The organism is Bradyrhizobium sp. CCBAU 53421, assembly GCF_015291625.1.
Classification (GTDB): domain Bacteria; phylum Pseudomonadota; class Alphaproteobacteria; order Rhizobiales; family Xanthobacteraceae; genus Bradyrhizobium.
The window spans coordinates 3,347,902-3,365,872 of the sequence record NZ_CP030047.1; the positions used below are offsets into that span (position 1 = coordinate 3,347,902).

Annotated in this window: 17 protein-coding genes; 11 read left to right on the forward strand and 6 right to left on the reverse strand. The window is 64.3% G+C overall.

Annotated elements, in window-relative coordinates; all coding sequences use genetic code 11:
- The first annotated feature begins 42 nt into the window (after positions 1-42).
- Complete coding sequence (locus XH92_RS15825; RefSeq protein WP_194460010.1) at positions 43-1,539, forward strand: M81 family metallopeptidase; 1,497 nt, start codon at positions 43-45, stop codon at positions 1,537-1,539.
- Positions 1,536-2,546 (forward strand): glutathione S-transferase N-terminal domain-containing protein, encoded by a 1,011-nt coding sequence (locus XH92_RS15830; protein WP_194460011.1) that lies wholly within the window; start codon positions 1,536-1,538, stop codon positions 2,544-2,546. Before XH92_RS15825 ends, XH92_RS15830 begins: the two co-directional genes overlap by 4 nt.
- A gap of 31 nt (positions 2,547-2,577) precedes the next feature.
- Here XH92_RS15830 and XH92_RS15835 read toward each other — a convergent pair whose 3' ends face one another.
- From XH92_RS15835 to XH92_RS15855, 5 genes are all read right to left on the reverse strand, one after another.
- Positions 2,578-3,210 carry a 2-hydroxychromene-2-carboxylate isomerase gene (locus tag XH92_RS15835; protein ID WP_194460012.1) on the reverse strand — a complete coding sequence of 211 codons (633 nt, stop codon included), beginning with the start codon at positions 3,208-3,210 and terminating at the stop codon, positions 2,578-2,580.
- Between the two features lie 493 nt (positions 3,211-3,703).
- Positions 3,704-5,626, reverse strand: a complete 1,923-nt coding sequence (locus XH92_RS15840) for an NAD(P)/FAD-dependent oxidoreductase (RefSeq protein WP_194460013.1) — start codon at positions 5,624-5,626, stop codon at positions 3,704-3,706.
- Between the two features lie 9 nt (positions 5,627-5,635).
- Positions 5,636-6,409 carry an SDR family NAD(P)-dependent oxidoreductase gene (locus tag XH92_RS15845; RefSeq protein ID WP_194460014.1) on the reverse strand — a complete coding sequence of 258 codons (774 nt, stop codon included), beginning with the start codon at positions 6,407-6,409 and terminating at the stop codon, positions 5,636-5,638.
- A complete protein-coding gene (locus XH92_RS15850) occupies positions 6,406-7,047 on the reverse strand; it encodes a TetR/AcrR family transcriptional regulator (RefSeq protein WP_194460015.1) in 642 nt (213 codons plus the stop codon). The genes XH92_RS15845 and XH92_RS15850 overlap by 4 nt, the downstream gene beginning before the upstream one ends.
- Positions 7,044-8,540, reverse strand: a complete 1,497-nt coding sequence (locus XH92_RS15855) for an AMP-binding protein (protein WP_194460016.1) — start codon at positions 8,538-8,540, stop codon at positions 7,044-7,046. The genes XH92_RS15850 and XH92_RS15855 overlap by 4 nt, the downstream gene beginning before the upstream one ends.
- 169 nt (positions 8,541-8,709) lie before the next feature.
- Between XH92_RS15855 and XH92_RS15860 the strand changes: the two genes are divergently transcribed.
- The 9 genes from XH92_RS15860 to XH92_RS15900 all read left to right on the forward strand — a co-directional run bounded on the left by XH92_RS15860 (position 8,710) and on the right by XH92_RS15900 (position 16,798).
- A complete protein-coding gene (locus XH92_RS15860; protein WP_194460017.1) occupies positions 8,710-9,969 on the forward strand; it encodes an ABC transporter substrate-binding protein in 1,260 nt (419 codons plus the stop codon).
- Between the two features lie 95 nt (positions 9,970-10,064).
- Positions 10,065-10,967, forward strand: coding sequence for a branched-chain amino acid ABC transporter permease (locus XH92_RS15865; RefSeq protein ID WP_194460018.1), 903 nt, complete (start codon positions 10,065-10,067; stop codon positions 10,965-10,967).
- Positions 10,964-11,983 (forward strand): branched-chain amino acid ABC transporter permease, encoded by a 1,020-nt coding sequence (locus tag XH92_RS15870; protein WP_194460019.1) that lies wholly within the window; start codon positions 10,964-10,966, stop codon positions 11,981-11,983. Before XH92_RS15865 ends, XH92_RS15870 begins: the two co-directional genes overlap by 4 nt.
- Before the next feature lie 2 nt (positions 11,984-11,985).
- Positions 11,986-12,744: an ABC transporter ATP-binding protein gene (locus XH92_RS15875; RefSeq protein ID WP_194460020.1), complete on the forward strand. Its 759-nt coding sequence runs from the start codon at positions 11,986-11,988 to the stop codon at positions 12,742-12,744.
- Positions 12,741-13,457 carry an ABC transporter ATP-binding protein gene (locus XH92_RS15880; RefSeq protein WP_194460021.1) on the forward strand — a complete coding sequence of 239 codons (717 nt, stop codon included), beginning with the start codon at positions 12,741-12,743 and terminating at the stop codon, positions 13,455-13,457. The genes XH92_RS15875 and XH92_RS15880 overlap by 4 nt, the downstream gene beginning before the upstream one ends.
- Positions 13,458-13,484: 27 nt before the next feature.
- On the forward strand, positions 13,485-14,711 hold the full coding sequence (locus XH92_RS15885) for a CaiB/BaiF CoA-transferase family protein (protein ID WP_194460022.1): 1,227 nt from the start codon (positions 13,485-13,487) through the stop codon (positions 14,709-14,711).
- On the forward strand, positions 14,708-15,484 hold the full coding sequence (locus tag XH92_RS15890) for an enoyl-CoA hydratase/isomerase family protein (RefSeq protein WP_194460023.1): 777 nt from the start codon (positions 14,708-14,710) through the stop codon (positions 15,482-15,484). Before XH92_RS15885 ends, XH92_RS15890 begins: the two co-directional genes overlap by 4 nt.
- A complete protein-coding gene (locus XH92_RS15895; protein ID WP_050405270.1) occupies positions 15,485-15,940 on the forward strand; it encodes a MaoC family dehydratase in 456 nt (151 codons plus the stop codon).
- Between the two features lie 3 nt (positions 15,941-15,943).
- Positions 15,944-16,798, forward strand: coding sequence for a CoA ester lyase (locus tag XH92_RS15900; protein ID WP_194460024.1), 855 nt, complete (start codon positions 15,944-15,946; stop codon positions 16,796-16,798).
- On the opposite strand, the gene XH92_RS15905 is transcribed toward XH92_RS15900, so the two are convergent.
- On the reverse strand, positions 16,799-17,953 hold the full coding sequence (locus XH92_RS15905; RefSeq protein WP_246788559.1) for a CaiB/BaiF CoA-transferase family protein: 1,155 nt from the start codon (positions 17,951-17,953) through the stop codon (positions 16,799-16,801). It lies immediately after the preceding gene.
- Positions 17,954-17,971: the final 18 nt, after the last annotated feature.

Below are 17,971 nucleotides of genomic sequence, written 5' to 3' on the forward strand. Positions count from 1 at the left end.
CTTCGATGCCAGGATGCGGAAAAACAGCCGAGGCGCACCAAAATGAGCGATCGCAAGATACGTATCGCCGTCCTGCATTTCTCCCACGAAACCGTCTCGTTCCTGCCGAATGAGACCACGCTCGACGACTTCATCTATCCCGGCTCGCCGGCCAGGGGCGAGGCGCTGTTACAGTTCGATCCCAAGAACTATATGGGCGGCTTCGTGCAGGTGGCGCGCGAGTTCTCCGAGGTCGAACTGGTCGGCATCGAATCCCCGCTGTGGCCGAAGACCTACACGGGGTCCGGCTGGATCACCCCGGAAGCCTACCGGACCTTCACAGGCAGGATGGTCGCCGGGCTGAAAGAGGAGGGGCCGTTCGACGGCGTCTATCTGTGCCTGCATGGTGCAATGGCGGTGCGGGACGTGCCGCGGCCCGAGGCCGATCTGGCGCGACAGGTCCGCGAGGTGGTCGGCCGCTCCGCCTTCATCGCCGCGACCTTCGACCCTCATGGCAACGAGGACGAGGCGTTCCTCGAGCAGGCGGACATGGCGTTCGCCGTCAAATATTTCCCGCACTACGACGCGCATCTGCAGGGCGAACGCGCGGCGCGCATGCTGGTGCGGGCGATCCGCGGCGACTACAAACCCGCGCATCGGACCATCAAGGTTCCCGTGATCTCGCCCACCGTGCTGCAATGGACCGGGGCGCGGCCTTGGATGGATCTCGTGCAGCGCGCGCTGGTCTGGGAGGCCCGCGAGGTCGACGTTTACGTCAACATCTTCTTCGGCTTCCCGTTCGCCGATGTTCCCGATGTCGGCATGACCGTCCAGGTCCTGACCAACGACAATCCAAAGCTCGCCGAGCATGTCGCACGCGATCTCGCCGGCACGATCTGGCGGCTGCGCGAGGCCTTGCTGCAATCGACCAAGTTGCACAACATCGCCGAAGGCGTCGCGCTGGCAAAGCGGGCCGTCGCCGACGGCAACACGCCGGTGGTACTGGCCGATCACAGCGACCGCTCGGGATCGGCGACATGGCTGCTGCGGGAGATCGTTGCGCAGGACCTCGCCAACACCGTCATCGCGACCATAGCGGATGCCGAGGCGACGGCAGGCCTGAAAGCGGCCGCCGCCAAGGCCGGCGATGCCTTCGATATGGAGATCGGCGGCCGCGCCGACGAGTCGGCGGGCGATCCGGTTCGCATCCAGGGCACGATCTCGGTGGCGGGTGACGGCTACGGGCAGTTCTGGGTCTGCGTGCGCTTCGGGCGCAACAATGTGTTGATCCTCTCCACCTATCTGGTGCAGGTGATGGAGCCGTTCTCGCTGAAGGCGCTGGTGCCTGACATCGGCAGCTTCGACGTGATGGCGATCAAGTCGCGGGTGCATTTCCGGCGCGGCTTCGACGACAATGGCTTCGCCAAGACGATCCTGCTGGTCGAGCCGGACCAGCCGTTCCTAGGCACGACGCGCCTTGACAAGCTGCCCTACAGGAACGTCGACCTCACGCGGTTCTATCCATACGGCAATCCGGAGTTCTCGGAGGTGTCGTCATGACGGAAGGCCGCTATCGCCTGATCGGATCGACCGCGTCGCCCTATGCGATCAAGCTGCGGGCGCTGCTGCGCTACCGGCGGATCCCGCATGACTGGGTGATCATGACCAAGGCGCTGCGCGCGGCGACCGCGCATCTGAAGCCGATGCTGATCCCGGTGTTGCAATATCCCGACGGCAGCTATCGCGGCGAGACTACGACGCTGGCCTACGATCTGGAAGCGCGGCACCAGGGCCGCTCGGTGATCCCGGAGGACAAGGCTGTCGCGTTCGTCTGCGATCTGCTCGAGGACCTCGCCGACGAATGGGCGGTGAAGCCGCTGTTCCTGTATCGCTGGTGGGATCCGGAAGATCAGGCCTATGTGTCGCGCTGGGCGGGAGAGGAATGGTCGACGTCGGAAGCCGAAGCCGGCAGCCGCGCGGAGATCGAGGAGTTCCGGCAACGGCAGATCTCGCGCATGGTCATTCTCGGCGCGACGGACGAGAACAGGCCGCTGCTGGAGGAGAGCTATCGGCGCACGCTCGCGGCGTTCGAGCCGCATGTCGGCATGACGAACTATCTGTTCGGCAGCCGGCCGTCGCTGGCGGATTTCGCCTGGTTCGGCCAGCTCAGCGAGATGGCGACCGATCCGACCCAGATGCGGATCATGCGCGAACGCGCACCGTTCACTGATCACTGGGTGCGGAGGCTCGATGACGCGTCAGGTGTCGAGGGTGACTGGTATGCTCGTGATCAGGCGCTTGGCGGGTTCGCGGAGGCGCTGCTGCGGATAGCCGGCGAACTCTATCTGCCGTTCCTGGTCGCCAACGCGGATGCATTCGCGAAGGGCCTCGAGCGGCTCGAGATCAACGTTTGGGGACTGCCTTACGCGCTGGCGCCGTTCAGATATCAGGTCAAGTGCCTGCAGCAGCTGCGCGACAAGTTCGCCGCGCTGGATCCCGGACATCGCGCGGCGTTGAAGCCCGTGCTGGAACGCACCGGATGCTGGGCCACCCTGAACGAAGGCTGATCGATCAGGGAGACTTCAAAACGGCGTGAGCTCAGGTCCGGTGCCTGCTCCCGAGAGCGGCGGCGATCGTCTCCGGCTGCTTGATCCGCTCGATCAGCATGTCGATGCGGTCGCCGCCCCAGAACAGCTCGCCGTTGAACACCATGCTGGGAACGCCGAACACGCCGAGCGCTTCGGCCTCATCGATGATGCGGTTGTGTTCCGCGCGGGCAGGGCCGCGAACATAGGCCTCGAAGGCCTCAGCGGAACCGCCGATCGCGGCGATCACACTGGCGATCTCCGACAACTCGTCGATCTCCAGCTCGTGGTTCCAGAACTTCCGGAACACCATGTCATGATAGGGGCGGAACAGCCCGTGCCGTTGTGCGAACAGCATCCCGGCGCTGGAATAGAAGGCGTCGTAGATCCGGCGCGGGCCCTTCATGGTCAGTCCCTGCGCATTGGCAAACCGCCGCGCATCCATGTAGGAATAGCGCACCTTGCGCCAGAAGTGCGGCGTCCGTTCCTCGACCGTGCCCATGAACTCGGGAATGCGCAGCGTGTAGGGCAGCCATTCGAGCGCGACGCCAAGGGTATCCTCCAGCTCGAACAGCCGCTTGTTGGCGACATAGGCGTAGGGAGACTTGTAGTCGGTGTAGATCCTGACCTTGGGCTTCTCGAGCATCGTTCCTCTCCCCGTCAGGACAATTGTTCCTGATCCCGCGCGGTGGCGCAATGCGACGACGGGGGCGGCGCGCAAACGAATGGGCCCCGGTGCATTCAAGCATCGCGGGGCCCTGCTACTTCGTTTTAGCGAAGGATCTCTGGTGTAGACCAGTGGTGTTTCGGGACCTGAAAGCACTTGGCCTTTGCGCTCTCGTCCTGCGGATATGTTCAGATTGTCGGCAGTGCACGCGGCTAGCAGCTGCTGTTCGCCTCAACGTGCACCGAGACCTTGCCGAGCAAGGTCGCTGGCTTTCGCCGGTGGCGTCATGCTCCTCTCCAAGGGTGGGCCGACGGACCTCTGTCCGCTTCTGCTGCCTGGCGGCCGATCCCATAATCGTCCGTCAATTCCTGCGACGCGAGGAGCAGGCGCTCCAGCACTCCAACAGGTGCAGTCAACGAAATGCTGCGGCAGTTATGGCCGTCTGTCAAGTTAACGAGCGAGGGAATTCAGGTCAGGAGTCCTGTCGCGACTTGGTCTTTCGATACCGAGTGAAGTCCGGATCGTGCGTCATTTTCCAGTAATCGACGAATCGCCACGGCATCGCCGAGAACACCCGGCCGCTGCTGTTGCGGTAGTAGGTCGTCATGCCCGGGTGCGTCCAGATCAATTGCTCATGCTCGGCGTCGACGCTGCGGATATACTCGTCATGCGCGTCGGGATGCACGTCGATCGCGGCGATGTCGTTCTCGATCATCTCGACGAGGCAGGCGGAGATGTAGCGGCTCTGGCATTCCGACTGGAAGATCACGCTGCCGCCGTGTGCGGGTCCCGAGTTGGGCCCGAGCATCAGAAACAGGTTGGGGAAGTCAGGCACGGTGAGGCCGAGATACGCGGTCGGATTGTCGTCACGCCACACCTGCTTGAGGTTCTTGCCGTCGCGCCCGGTGATGTTGAGACGCGCAGCCATCTCCGAGACCTTGAAGCCGGTCGAGATCACGATGACGTCGTGCCGCCGCGATGTGCCGTCGGCGGCAACGATTCCGTCCGCCGCAAAATAATCGATCTTGTCGGTGACCAGCTCGACATTCGAACGGGTCAGCGTCTTGAACCAGTTGTTGTCGAGCAGGATGCGCTTGCCGTAAGGCGGATAGGTCGGCATGCACTTCCCGATCAGGTCGGGGCGGTCCTTCAGCTCGGAGAGGATGAAGTCGGCCAGCTCCTGACGATGTCGGTCGTTGCCCTTGTTGACGGCGCGGTCCGGATGCGGCCAAGCCGGATCCTTGCGCAGGAACGGCAGCAGCCCGTCGCCGTAACGCCAGAACATGTTGAAGCGATACCACTGCACATAGAACGGCAGATGGGCGAGCAGCCACTGCGCGCCTTCGGTGATCGGATCGGAATAGCCCTTCACCGGCCGCGCCCACTGCGCGGTGCGCTGGTAGACGGTGACCGAGGCGACGCGGTCGGCGATCGACGGCACCAGCTGCATCGCGGTTGCGCCGGTACCGATCACGGCGACATGCTTGCCGTCGAGCTTGATGTCGTCGGACCACAGCGCCGAATGAACCTTGAGGCCGGTGAAATCCCCGCCTCCCTTGAAAGAGGCAGGCGAGGGATCGTTGAGTTGCCCGATCGCGCTGACCAGCGCGGTGGACTCGAAGGTCTCTTCGCCGCTCGCGGTCTTCAGCGTCGAGATCCAGCACCGCTTGGCTTCGTCCCAGCGCGAGGCGACGAGTTCGGTGGAAAGGCGGACGTGCTTGCGGATGTCGTATTCACGCACGACCTTGAGCAGATAGTCGAGCAATTCCTGGCGCTGCGCGAAATAGCGCGTCCACGGATTGCGGGCGCCGAACGAAAAGGAATAGGAGTGGTTCGGCGTATCGACGCCGCAGCCGGGGTAGCGGTTGACGTACCAGGTGCCGCCGATCTCGTCCTGCTTCTCGACGATCGTATAGGGAATGCCAAGCCGCCCGAGCGCGACGCCGAGCGCGATCGCGCAAACCCCTGCGCCGACGATCAGCACGTGCTGCTGCGCCAGCCGCTCATCGGACGGGCGTTCGCGCCAGCGCGCTTCACGCGGGATGAAGGCCATCTCCTCCCGCATCAGCGGGGCATATTCTGGCGCGACATTCTCGCCGAGCGTCGCGCGCATCATCCGCAGCATCAGCTCATCGCCGGGATCGGTGATGACGGGTTTCGGCGTGCCGCTGGCGAACAGGTCCAGCACGGCGGCGCGGATCTCGTCCTGGATCTCCTTCGGCACGCCGGCGTCCGGATCGGGAATCAGGCGAACGTCGCGTTTCGGCTTGTAGGGCGGCTCAAGCCATTTCTCGTCGCCGGTCATGTGCACGAGCACCATCAGCAGCACGCGGATGTCGCCCTCGGCGATGGCGGAGGACAGGTCGAGGTGTTTGCGCGGAAGCTCGATATTCATGTGGTGTCCTCAGCTCGCCGCTGCGTCCGGCAGGCCGCCATAGGCGGCCCATGTGGTGCCCGCGATGTAGCCGGCGTCGACCGGCAGGTTGATGCCGGTGACGCCGCTGCTCTGCGGCGACAGCAGCCAGGCGATCGCCTGCGCCACCTCCATCGGCTCGACCAGCCGATTCAGCGCGGTCGGGCGCGCCAGCAGATCCTTGTTCAGGGCGCCTGACGCGATGCCGGCTTCGAGCGCGGCGGTGCGGGTGAAGCCGGGCGATACCGCGTTGACGCGCACGCCGGAGCGGCCCCATTCGGCGGCCAGCGTCTGCGTGATCTGGATGACGCCGGCCTTCGCCGCGGTATAGGCGTGGATCGGGCCCGACGTCATGCCGGCCACCGAGGCGACGTTGACGATCGCGCCGTGCCGCCGCTTGGCCATTCCGATGCCGACGCTGCGCGCGACCAGGAAGGTGCCGCGCAGGTCGATATTGACCTCGCGATCCCATTGCTCCATCCGCACCCGCTCGATCGTGTGCATCTTGCCGAACACGCCGGCCGCGTTGACGAGCCCGCTGATCGGGCCGTGCGCCTTTTCGATATCGGCAATGCCAGTGACTACGGCGCCTTCGCTCGCGACGTCGAACGGCGCCGGCCACAGGATCGCGGCCGTTCCGACCAGCGGCTCGGGTGCGATGTCGACGATGACGACGCTGTGTCCCTGATCGGCAAGCAGTGTTGCAGTCGCCGCGCCAATGCCGCGGCTGCCGCCGGTGACGAGGATGGTGCCGTCAGCGCTCATCGCTTCTTCCCTTCGCTGCTGTTGAACAGGCCATGCGTGACCAGCTTTTGATAGGCCGTGATGACATAGTCGGGCACGGCGGTGACGCCGTGTTCGGAATAGGAATAGCGCCGGCTGAGATAGCCACGCGCGCCCATCAAGACCTGGACGATGGCCTCGAATTCCTCATCGCTGAATTTATTGGTGGCTCCGGCAGTGCGTGCACGCTGCAGGATCCGGACATAGGCACTCGAGATGTTGTCAAAATGCTTCTGGTAGCCGATCGGCGCGAAGAACTCGGCTTCGTTCAGGATGCGCAGGAATTCGGGGACCTCGCGGATGAAATCGAAGAAGGCGCTGAAGCGTTCGACCTCCTGCCGGGCCTCGCTCGCGGTGCCGGTGCGCGCATGGATGAAGCGGACCATGTCGAGACCGATCTTCGGCAGCAGCTGGTCGAGCAACTCCTGGCGGTTCTCGAAGTGATTGTAGAAGGTGCCTTGCGCGACGCCGGCAGCTTCGGTGATCCGCGCAACCGAGGCTTCGGCATAGCCGTATTTGCCGACGACCTTGGTCGCGGCGTCGAAGATCCTCTGCTTGGTCCAGGCGTTGCGCTCGACCCGGTTGAGTTTTGTCACTTTGGCGGATGTCGCTTGCGTCATGCGGTGGCCTCGAGTTCGGCGCGGAGCACGCGTTTGAGCACCTTGCCAGATGGATTGCGCGGCAGGCTGTCGCGGATGATCAGTTGCCGCGGCACCTTGAAGCCGGCGAGCCGTGTCCGGCAGAATTCGGTGAGATCAGGCAGGTCGAGCCTTGCGTCGTCGGCCAGCACCACGATGGCGACCGGCTTCTCGCCCCAGCGGTCGTCCGGCAGGCCGATCACTGCGACCTCGCGCACTCCGGGGATTTCATAGATGACACGCTCGACCTCGGAGGAGGCGATGTTCTCGCCGCCGGAGATGATCATGTCCTTCTTGCGGTCGGTCAGATAGAGGAATCCGTCTTCGTCGAGATAGCCGACGTCGCCGGTGCGGAACCAGTCGCCGAAGAAGGCGGACGCGGTCTTCTCGGGATCCTTCCAGTAGCCCTGCGTGACCTTCGGGCCGCGCAGGCAGATCTCGCCATTCTGCCCGGCGGGCAGGCGCTTGCCGGCATCGTCGCGGATCTCGATCTCGACATGGGCAATGGCGCGGCCGGTCGAGCCGATCTTCTCGATCTCGCGGCCGGCGTCCATGAAGGTGTCGCCGCCGCAACTTTCGGTCAGGCCGTAGGCATCGATGTAGCGCGCATTCTTGAAGTAATCAGAGAAGGCGCGGATGCGATTCTCCGGCGTCTTCTCGCCGCCGCCGATCGCCCATTGCAGGCTGGAGACGTCGTAACGCTCGCGGTTCGGGCAGGTGAGGAGGGCGGTGGTCATGACTGGCGCGAACCACGCCGCGTTGAGCTTCTCGCGCTCGATCGCGGCCAGCGCCGGCTCTGCCTCGAAGGTCCGGTGGATGCACAGCATTCCGCCGTGCCAGAGCACGGCGATGCCGGGCAGATCGAGCGCGCCGACATGATAGAGCGGGCCGACAATGAGCAGCCGGGTGTCGGCGTTCAATTCGAGCACCAGCGTCTGGTCGGCGGATTTCCAGTAGATGTTCTCGTAGGTGAGCATCACCCCCTTGGGGCGATCGGTCGTGCCCGAGGTGTACATCAGCCGCATCAGATCGCGCGGCCGGCGCACATGGATCGGCGCCGGTGCGATGTCCGGCACAAGATTGGTGACGCTGGATTGCGCGACTTCATCGAGCAGCACCACCGGTGCAGCACCGGTTGCGATCACGGCAAATTCCTCGTCGGCGACCAAGAGCCGTGCGCCGGAGTTGCCGACGATGTAGTCGACCTCATCGGCCGAGAGGCGATAATTGATCGGCAGGAATACCGCGCCGATATGGCTGGTCGCAAACACAAGTTCGAGGAAGGCGGTGCTGTTCTTCATCAGGACGGCGACGACATCGCCGGGCGCGATCCCGTGGGTCGCGAGCCAGCTGCCGACCTGTCGGATCCGCAGATCAAAATCTGCATAGGAGACGTCTTCGCCGCGATATTTCAGCGCACAGCGGTCCGGAGTCCGCCTGGCGTGAAATGCGATGAAGCTGGAAAGATTGATCATTTGCCGTTCGTCGGGCCGATTCCGGCGCCGTTTCCTCCCTAGATGAATTATGAGTCGTAATTCATCTTTGGCTTGACGTCACCCCCCTTGCTCTGAAAACATTGCAGCCATGGAGACGAAACGATCTCCGGCAGGGATTTGGGAACGCGAACCCGACAGGGAGGGGAATATGACGAGGACCCGGAAACCGGGCATCAGCCGGCGCTCGACGCTTGCGCTGATGGGCGCCGGTGCGGCGAGCTTTGCTGCGCCATGGGTGGCGCGTGCACAGGCCAAGACGATCAAGATCGGCATGCCGACCATTCTGTCGGGCCGCGTCGCGCAGCTCGGCACGTCCTCGCGCAATGCGGTGCTGCTGGAAGTCGAGAAGGTCAACGCCACCGGCGGCCTTGCCGGCCGGCAGATCGAGATGGTGATCCGCGATTCCAAGGGACAGCCGCAGGAAGCCGCGCGCATCGCGCGCGAGCTCGTCAACACCGACGGCTGCGAGATGCTGCTCGACGGCGAGGCGTCGTCGGGATCGTTCGCCGTTCACGAGGTGGCGCGGGATCTCGGCGTGCTCTGCATCCACACCTGCTCGGAAGCCTCGTCGCTGACCGCCGATCCCAAGCAGCACATCCCAAACGCCTTCCGCTGCGTGCGGCAGGGCATTCATGACTCGATCGTCGGCGCCGGCTACGCGGCTGGGATCGCCAAGGCCAAGGGTTTGAAGAAGTGGGCGACCTGTTCGCCCGACTATGCCTATGGCCGCGACACCACCGGCGAGTTCGTGCTGTACCTGAAGAAGTTCGCGCCTGATGTCGAGGTCATCAGCGAATCCTGGCCAAAACTGTTCCAGCCCGATTACACCGAGGTGGTGACCAAGATCCTGCAGGCCAAGCCGCAGGCGCTTTATTCCTGCCTGTGGGGTGGCGATCTCACCTCCTACATCGATCAGGCCAACATCTACGCGATGTTTACCCAGATGGAGGTGTTCGCGGTCAACATGGCCGACTACACCGCACTCACGGTGGTGAAGAACCTGCCCAAGGGCATCCACTCCGGCGATCGCTACATCAAGACATTCCCGGCGACGCCGGAGAATGCGGCTTGGGGCGATGCCTACAAGGCGAAGTACAACGAGTATCCGACCAACTGGTCCTGGCAGAACGCGACGGCCGTCATGTTCCTCAGCGAGGCCGTCAAGAAGGCGAACTCGACCGACGGCAAGAAGGTCGCGGAGGTGCTCGCCGGGCTCACCATCAAGTGTCCGTTCGGCGCCGACGGCACCGTTACCATGCGTGCCGACGATCACACGCTGGTCGGCTACGCCATCGGCTGGGGCACCACGATCCCGCAGGAGCCTTACGTGCCTGAAGTGAAGGCCGGAGACTGGAAGGCCATCTTCGAGCTCGAAGCCGAGTGGAAGAAGAGCAAGGGCTACACCTGATCCGCATGCGCGGCGGAGGCAGCCAGCTGTCTCCGCCTTGCATCTGATGCTTGTCGCGCGCCGGCGTTGCGGCCCGCCGAAATGGATGATTTCTCGTGGACCTCGACGCGCTCGCCAGTTGCCTCGCCAGTCCTGCATGCCTGGTGACCCAGACCACCAGCGGCCTGATCATCGGCATGCTGCTGTTTCTGGTCGCCGTCGGCCTGACGCTGATCTTCGGCGTGCTCAAGGTGGTGAATTTCAGCCACGGCGCCTTCTATATGTTCGGCGCCTATTTCGCGATGACGGCCTACCAGGTCACCGGCAGCTTCGCGCTGGCGATCCTGAGTGGCGCTGTGGGCACCGCGCTCCTCGGCCTGATCTTCGAACGCGTATTCATGAGCCGCGTCTACGGCCGCGACGTCCTGATGCAGCTATTGGTGTGCTACGCCTTCGTGCTGATCTTCGACGACGTCGTCCGCATGATCTGGGGGCCCGAGTTCAAGTCGATGGGCATGCCGGCCGCATTCCAGGTGCCGCCGCTGTTCATCGCCGGCGGCGTGGTGCCGCCATATTATCTGCTGCTGATCGGCGTGGCGCTCGCCGCGGCGGCGCTTCTCGGACTGGGGCTGGCGCGCTCCCGGATCGGCAAGGTGATCCGCGCGGCCGCGCATAATCCCGGGATGGTGTCGGCGCTCGGCATCAACACCGGGCTGATCTATGGCGGCGTGTTCGCGCTTGGCGGCATGCTGGCGGGACTGGCGGGAGCGCTGGCCGCGCCGGTGCGCTCGCTGACCCCGGGCATGGGGTTCTCGGTGTTGATCGAGTCCTTCATCGTCACCGTGATCGGCGGCATGGGCTCGATCCTGGGCGCGCTGATCGGCGCGCTCCTGATCGGCCTTATCCGCTCGTTCGGATCGCTCGGCTTCCCGCTGTTCACCGAGGGGCTGATGTATCTCTTCATGGTAATCGTGCTGGTGTCGCGTCCGACCGGCCTGTTCGGCAAGGAGGTCGCATGACCGAGGTGCAGGCAGGCCAAGGTACGCAGCCGCTCGAGGTTCCCCGGATCGACGCCAGGCCGCAGCGCTATCGCGATGTGCTGATCGCGCTCGTGGCCTTTGTCCTGCTCGCGCTGCTGCCGGTGCTGTTCGGCAGCAAGCAGTTGCTCGACTTCGTGATCCGCTGCGCAGCCTACGGATTGTTCGCGACGTCGCTCAATCTGTTGGTCGGCTACACCGGCCTGATCTCGTTCGGCCACGGCATGTTCTTCGGCCTCGGCGCCTATGGTTTCGGCTTGATGATGCAGAAGACCGGTGTGCCGATTCCGGTAGCTTTTATTGCGACGCTGGCAATGACCGTCGTCGTCGCCGTCGTCATCGGCGCGATCTGCGTACGGTTGAAGGAAATCTACTTCGCTTTCGTCACGCTGGCGTTCCAGATGCTGATCCATTCGACCATCCTGTCCTGGCAATCGCTGACCGGCGGCGACCAAGGCCTGCGCGGCGGCATTCCGCGGCCGCCGTTCCTCGGCATCGACCTGTCGAACCATCTGCATCTCTACATCACGAGCTGTGCGCTGCTGGTCATCGGCCTGCTCCTGATGCGCCAGATCGCGCAGTCGCCGTTCGGCTACACGCTGCGCATGATCCGCGACAACGCCACCCGGGCGAGCTTCATTGGCATCGACGTCTGGCGTGCCAAGCTCGTGATCTTCGTGCTGGCGGCGCTGTTCGCGGCGACCGGCGGCATCATCATGGCGCTGTTCGTCTCCGGCGCCTATCCCGAATTCGCCTATTGGACGATCTCGGGCGAGGGCATCTTCATCAATATGCTCGGCGGTGTGACCACGTTCCTCGGACCGATGGTCGGTACGGTGCTGCTGCTGATCCTCAACGACACCGTGACCCGCCTGACCGAGTATCACGGCATCGTACTCGGCATCGTGATCCTGTTCTTCGCCATTGGCCTGCGAAAGGGCCTGATGGACTTTGTCGTCGAATGGTTCGCGCAACGCCGCGGCGAGGGGCGCGCTTAGCCATGCTGGAGATTCGCGCCCTCTCGAAATCCTTTGGCGGCGTCAAGGCGACCGACAACGTCTCGCTCGACTTCGCCGATGGCTCGCTCACAGCCGTGATAGGCCCCAACGGCGCCGGCAAGAGCACCTTCTTCAACCTGATCACGGGCGCGCTGCGGCCGGATGCCGGGCAGATTCTGCTCAATGGCGTCGACATGGCGGGCAAGACGCCGCCCGAGATCGTGCGCCACGGCATCGGCCGCGCCTTCCAGGTCGCGAGCATCTTCCCGTCGCTGACGGTCGAAGAAACGATGCTGGCCGCGGTCTGCGCCGATCAGCGCCGTGCCGGCGTGATGCATCGCCGCTTTCCATTGGCCGAGACGCGCGACCGCGCCGAGCACGCGATGGAGCTGCTCGGCCTTGCCGGCAAGCGCAACAGGACCGCGGCGACACTGTCGCATGGCGATCAGAAGCTGCTCGATATCGCGCTTGCGCTGGTGCTCGATCCCAAGGTTCTGCTGCTCGATGAGCCGACCGCGGGCATGGGCACCGAGGAGCGCTGGCGGATGATCGACAAGGTGCGCGAGCTCTGGGAGAGGCAGAAGATCACCGTCGTGTTCATCGAGCACGACATGGATATCGTGTTCAAGATCGCGCCGCAGATCGTCGTGCTCTGCTACGGCCGGATCCTGGCGACCGGCACGCCGGACGCGATCCGCAGGAACGAAGCCGTCATCGAGGCATATCTCGGCAGCGACGACCACGCGGGAGCGGTGGCATGAGCGCGCAGCCGGTCGTGCAGGTCGAGGACCTCGACGTCTACTACGGCACCAGCCAGATCCTGTTCGGCGTCGGCCTCTCGGTGCGGAAGGGCGAGACCATGGCGCTGCTTGGCCGCAACGGCGCCGGCAAGTCGACCACCATGAAGGCGATCATGGGGCTGGCGCCGGCGCGCCGCGGCAAGGTGAGTCTGCGCGGCAATGTGGTCTCCGGAATGAGACCTCATCATATCGCGCGGGCCGGGCTCGGCTTCGTGCCGGAGGACCGCCAGATCTTTCCCGAGCACACAGTCGAGGACAATCTCGTGATCGGCCAGAAGAAAGGGCCGGACGGCGAGGACGATTGGTCGATCCGCCGCGTCTATGACGTGTTCCCGCTGCTGGAGCCGTTGCGGCACCGGATCGCGGGCCGGCTCTCCGGCGGTGAGCAGCAGATGCTGGCGATCGCCCGCACGCTGATGGGCAATCCGGTGCTGCTGTTGCTGGACGAGCCGAGCGAGGGGCTGGCGCCGATCATCGTGCAGCGCATCGGCGAGCTGCTGCGGCAGCTCCGCGGCACCGGTGCCACAGTATTGATCGCCGAGCAGAACATGCATTTTTGCCTTGGCCTTGCGAGCCACGCGACGGTTATCGACAAGGGACAGATCGTCTACACATCCTCCATCGATGAGCTGAAAGCCAACGACAACATCCGGCAGCGCTATCTGGCGTTGTAGGGCTCTTCGAGAGCTGTGGGAGGACAAATGGCGGGCGAACGCAAGCTGACGCCGACGCACGAAGCACCGTATCGCGGGCTGAAAGTGCTGGATTTCGGGCAGGGGATCGCCTCACCCTATTGCGCGATGCTGCTCGGGGTGTATGGCGCCGACGTCATCAAGGTCGAGCCGCCCGAAGGCGACTGGTCGCGCTATCTCGGCACCACCTACGGTAACCACACGACGCTGTCGGCGGTCTACAACCGCGGCAAGCGCAGCCTGTGCCTCGATATGAAGCACAAGGACGGCATCGCGATCGCGCAGCGTCTGGCGCGCGAAGCCGATGTGCTGATTGAAGGGTTTCGTCCCGGTGTCGCGGAGCGGCTCGGGCTCGGCTATGAGAACCTGTCGCGCGACAATCCGGGTCTGGTCTACCTGTCGGTCAGCGGGTTCGGGCAGAGCGGGCCGTATTCCAAGCGGCCGGGTTCGGATTCGGTGGCGCAGGCGTTTTCGGGGCTGGTGTCGGTCAATCTCGGCAGCGATGGCGTGCCGCATCGGGTCGGCACCACGATCTCCGACGTCGTCACCGGCGTGTATGCGTTCCAGGCCATTGCGACGACGCTGTTCGCGCGTGCGACGGTCGGCAGCGGGCGCTGGATCGACGTCAATCTCTGCCAATCGACGTCGGCGCTGCTCGGTCACAAGGTCGCGGAGTTCATCCTCGAGGGCGGCGCGCCGCGCGCGCTGAACGTTCCGGCCGGCACCTACCAGACGCAGGACGGCTGGATGATGGTGACGCTGGTGAACGAGCCGCAATACAAGCGGCTGTGCGGTGCGATCGGCCGCGAGGATCTCGCCACCGATCCGCGCTTCGCCGACTTCGCCCGGCGTGCGGACGCCGCCGACACACTGATCCCGCAGCTGCGCGAGGTGTTCCTGACGCAGCCGACGGATGCCTGGCTGACACGGCTGCATGCCGCCGATATCATCGCCGAGCGGATCCTCAATCCCGGCGAATGGCTGCGCAACGTACACGTCGAGGCGACCAGAGCGTCGGTCCGCCAGAACACACCCGGGGTTGGCGCAGTGTATTCGCCGCGCACCCCGGGGATCGCGAGCCTGTCCGAGGATCATCTTTGCCCTGCGCCGGACGTTGGGCAGGATAGCCGCGCGGTGCTGACGGAGGCTGGACTTGGCCCCGGCGAGATCGACGGCTTGCTGCTGTCGGGCGCGGTGCGGCAGGCCAAAGCGATGACAGGAGGCAAGACATCATGAGCACGGACCTCATTCGTTACTCGGTCAGCGATCAGATTGCGGAGATCGTGCTGGATCGTGCGCCGGTCAACGCGCTCAGCATCCCCTTGATCGACGCGTTGCTGGCGGCGCTGGCGAAGGCGCGGGACGATGACGCGGTGCGCGCCGTCATCATCAGTAGCGCCCACAAGGTGTTCTGCGCGGGCCTCGACCTCGACATCGTCAGGGGCAAGCCCGCGATCGAGACCAAGGCATTCCTCGAGCGGCTGTATTTCGCGCTGAACGATACGCAATACCGCATGGGCAAGCCGACGATCGCGGCGATCGATGGCGCGGTACGCGCCGGCGGCATGACGATCGCGATTTCCTGCGACATGATCGTCGCGGGCGACGGCTCGACCTTCGGCTATCCGGAGATCGATGTCGGCCTGATCCCCGCGATCCACTTCGTGCAGCTGCCGCGGCTGGTGGGAAAGCACCAGTCGTTCGGTCCACTGTTTCTCGGCGAGCCTTTCGACGCCGCAACTGCGTATCGCATGGGCTTGCTTAGCGAAGTCGTGCCGAGGGGCACCGCGCTGGAGCGTGCCCGCGAGATTGCGCGGAAGCTTGCGGCGAAATCGCCTATCGTGATGAAGATCGGCCGCGACGCCTTCATGCGCGCGGTCGATGCCGATTTCCGCCGTTCGGTGGAGAACACGGCGGAAAGCTTCGTGGTGGTCGCATCGACCGAAGACTGCCAGGAAGGGCTGAATGCATTCGTTGAGAAGCGGGCACCCAACTACAAGGGACGGTAAATGGCTGGACTGTATTTCGAAGAGTTCGAGGTCGGGCAGGAATTCCATCACGAGTTCAGCCGAACCGTGACGGAGATGGACAACACCATGTTCAGTCTCCTGACCATGAACCCGCAGCCGCTGCACATCGATGCGCATTTCTCAGAGAAGACCGAGTTCGGCCAGCGGCTGTTCAACAGTCTCTATACGCTCGGCATCATGATCGGCATGAGCGTGTACGACACGACCTTGGGCACTACGGTCGGCAATCTCGGCATGACTGACGTCAAGTTTCCGAAGCCGGTGTTCCATGGCGACACTCTGAAGGCGCACACCAAAATCATCGGCAAGCGCGCCAGCAAGTCGCGGCCGACCCAGGGTATCGTCGAGTTCGAGCACACGATGACCAATCAGCGCGGCGAGGTGGTGGCAAGCTGCCGCCGTACCGGCCTGATGCACTGCAAGCCGAAGGCATAGACAATGCGATCGTTCCTGTTCGTTCCCGGCGACAGCACCCGGAAATATGAGAGCGCGAAGAAGACCGCGGCCGACGCATTGATCCTCGACCTCGAGGATTCCATCGCGCCGGAGCAGAAGGTGGTTGCGCGCGGCATCACGCGGCAGATGCTCGATGCGCGCAATCCGGATCAGAAGCTCTACATCCGTGTCAACGCGCTCGACACCGATCTGACGCTCGGCGACCTCGCAGCCGTGATGCCCGGAAAGCCCGATGGTATTGTGCTGCCGAAATGCGCCGGCGCTGCCGACGTCAACAAGCTCGCGCTCTATCTCGATGCATTCGAGGCCGCCTCAGGTATCGCGCAGGGTACGACGCGGATCGTCACGGTGGCGACCGAGACGGCGCGGGCGGTGCTGAAAATCCTTGACTTCGAGAATATGAGCCCGCGGCTGTGGGGTATGATGTGGGGCGCGGAGGATCTCGCCGCTTCGCTCGGCGCAACCCGGAATCGCACCGACGGCCGCTATCACTCGCCCTTCATTCTCGCCCGCGATCTCTGCCTGATCGGCGCGGCCGCGGCCGGTGTGGTCGCAATCGACACTATCGCCACCGACATCAACGATCTCGATGCGCTGAAGGCCGAGGCGATTGCTGCGCGGCAGGACGGCTTCCTTGCCAAGGCCGTGATCCATCCCAAGCACGTCGATGTCGTCAACGCGGCCTTCATGCCGACCGACGAGGAGATCGCCTGGTCGGAGCGGGTGATCGCCGCGTTCGCCGACAATCCGTCGGGTGTCGCCAAGATGGACGGCAAGATGCTGGACAAGCCGCATCTGCGCGCCGCCGAGAAGATCCTGGCGTCACGCAGGAAATAGTCAGCGGTCGGGCTCGATCAGTGCGCCCTCCTCGAGGAGGGCGGCAATCTCCGCATCCGGAAGTCCGGCCTCGCGCAGAATCTCCCGGCCATGCTCGCCGAGGTTCGGCGGATAGGTCCGGATCGACGGCGGCGTCCGGCTCCAGGTGGCGGCCGGGCCGGCCACGCGCAGTGTGCCTTCGGTCGGATGCTCCACTGATTGGATCAGTCCTACGGCTTCCAGATGCGGATCGTCGATCAGGCTGTCGAGGTCGTGCAGCGGCGCATGCGGAATGTCGGCTTCTTCGAAGAAGCGCATCCATTCGGCGGTGCTGCGGGTCCTCATCATCTGCGAGAACCAGTCGTAGACGAAGTCGTAATTCCGGGTTCGTGCCGAGATGCTGTTCAGCCGCGGGTCGCGGGCGGCTTCATCACCAAGGCCGATCTTGGCGAAGAACGCATTCCACTGCTTGTCGGAATAGACCAGCGCGCAGATGTAGCCGTCGCTGGTTTGATACGGGCGGCGGTCGGGCGAGAGCAGCCGGGAATAGCCCGGCGGTCCGATCGGCGGCTCGAAGCTGCGGCCGGCCATGTGATCGCCGAGCACGAACTGCGCCATGGTCTCGAACATCGGGATTTCGATCGCCTGGCCTTCGCCGGTGCGCTCACGATGGAACAGCGCCGCCAGGATGGCGTGCACTGCATTGAGGCCGACGATGCGGTCGGCCATGGTCGCCGGAGAATAGCGTGGCTCGCCGGTGATCTTGCCGGTCAGCGCGGGCAGGGCAGTCAGCCCTTGGATCAGGTCGTCATAGGCGGGCCGGCCGGCATAGGGGCCGGTCTCGCCAAAGCCGTGCAGGCTGGCGTAGATCAGTCGCGGGTTGGTGGCGAGGAGATCGTCGGAACCGAGTTTGAGCCGCGCCATCGCCGCAGGACGAACGTTGTGGACGAACACGTCCGCGTGCGCAGCAAGCCTCAGCACCGCGGCACGGCCGCCTGCCTTCTTCAGGTCGAGCACGATCGAGCGCTTGTTGCGGTTGCCCTGCAGATACATCGCGCCCATCGCGGGATGGCGCATCGGGGCGGCGTGGCGCATCACGTCGCCGTCGGGGCTCTCGACCTTGATCACGTCGGCGCCGTAGTCGCCGAGGATCATGGTCGCGTAGGGGCCCATCATCACGCTGGAGAGGTCGAT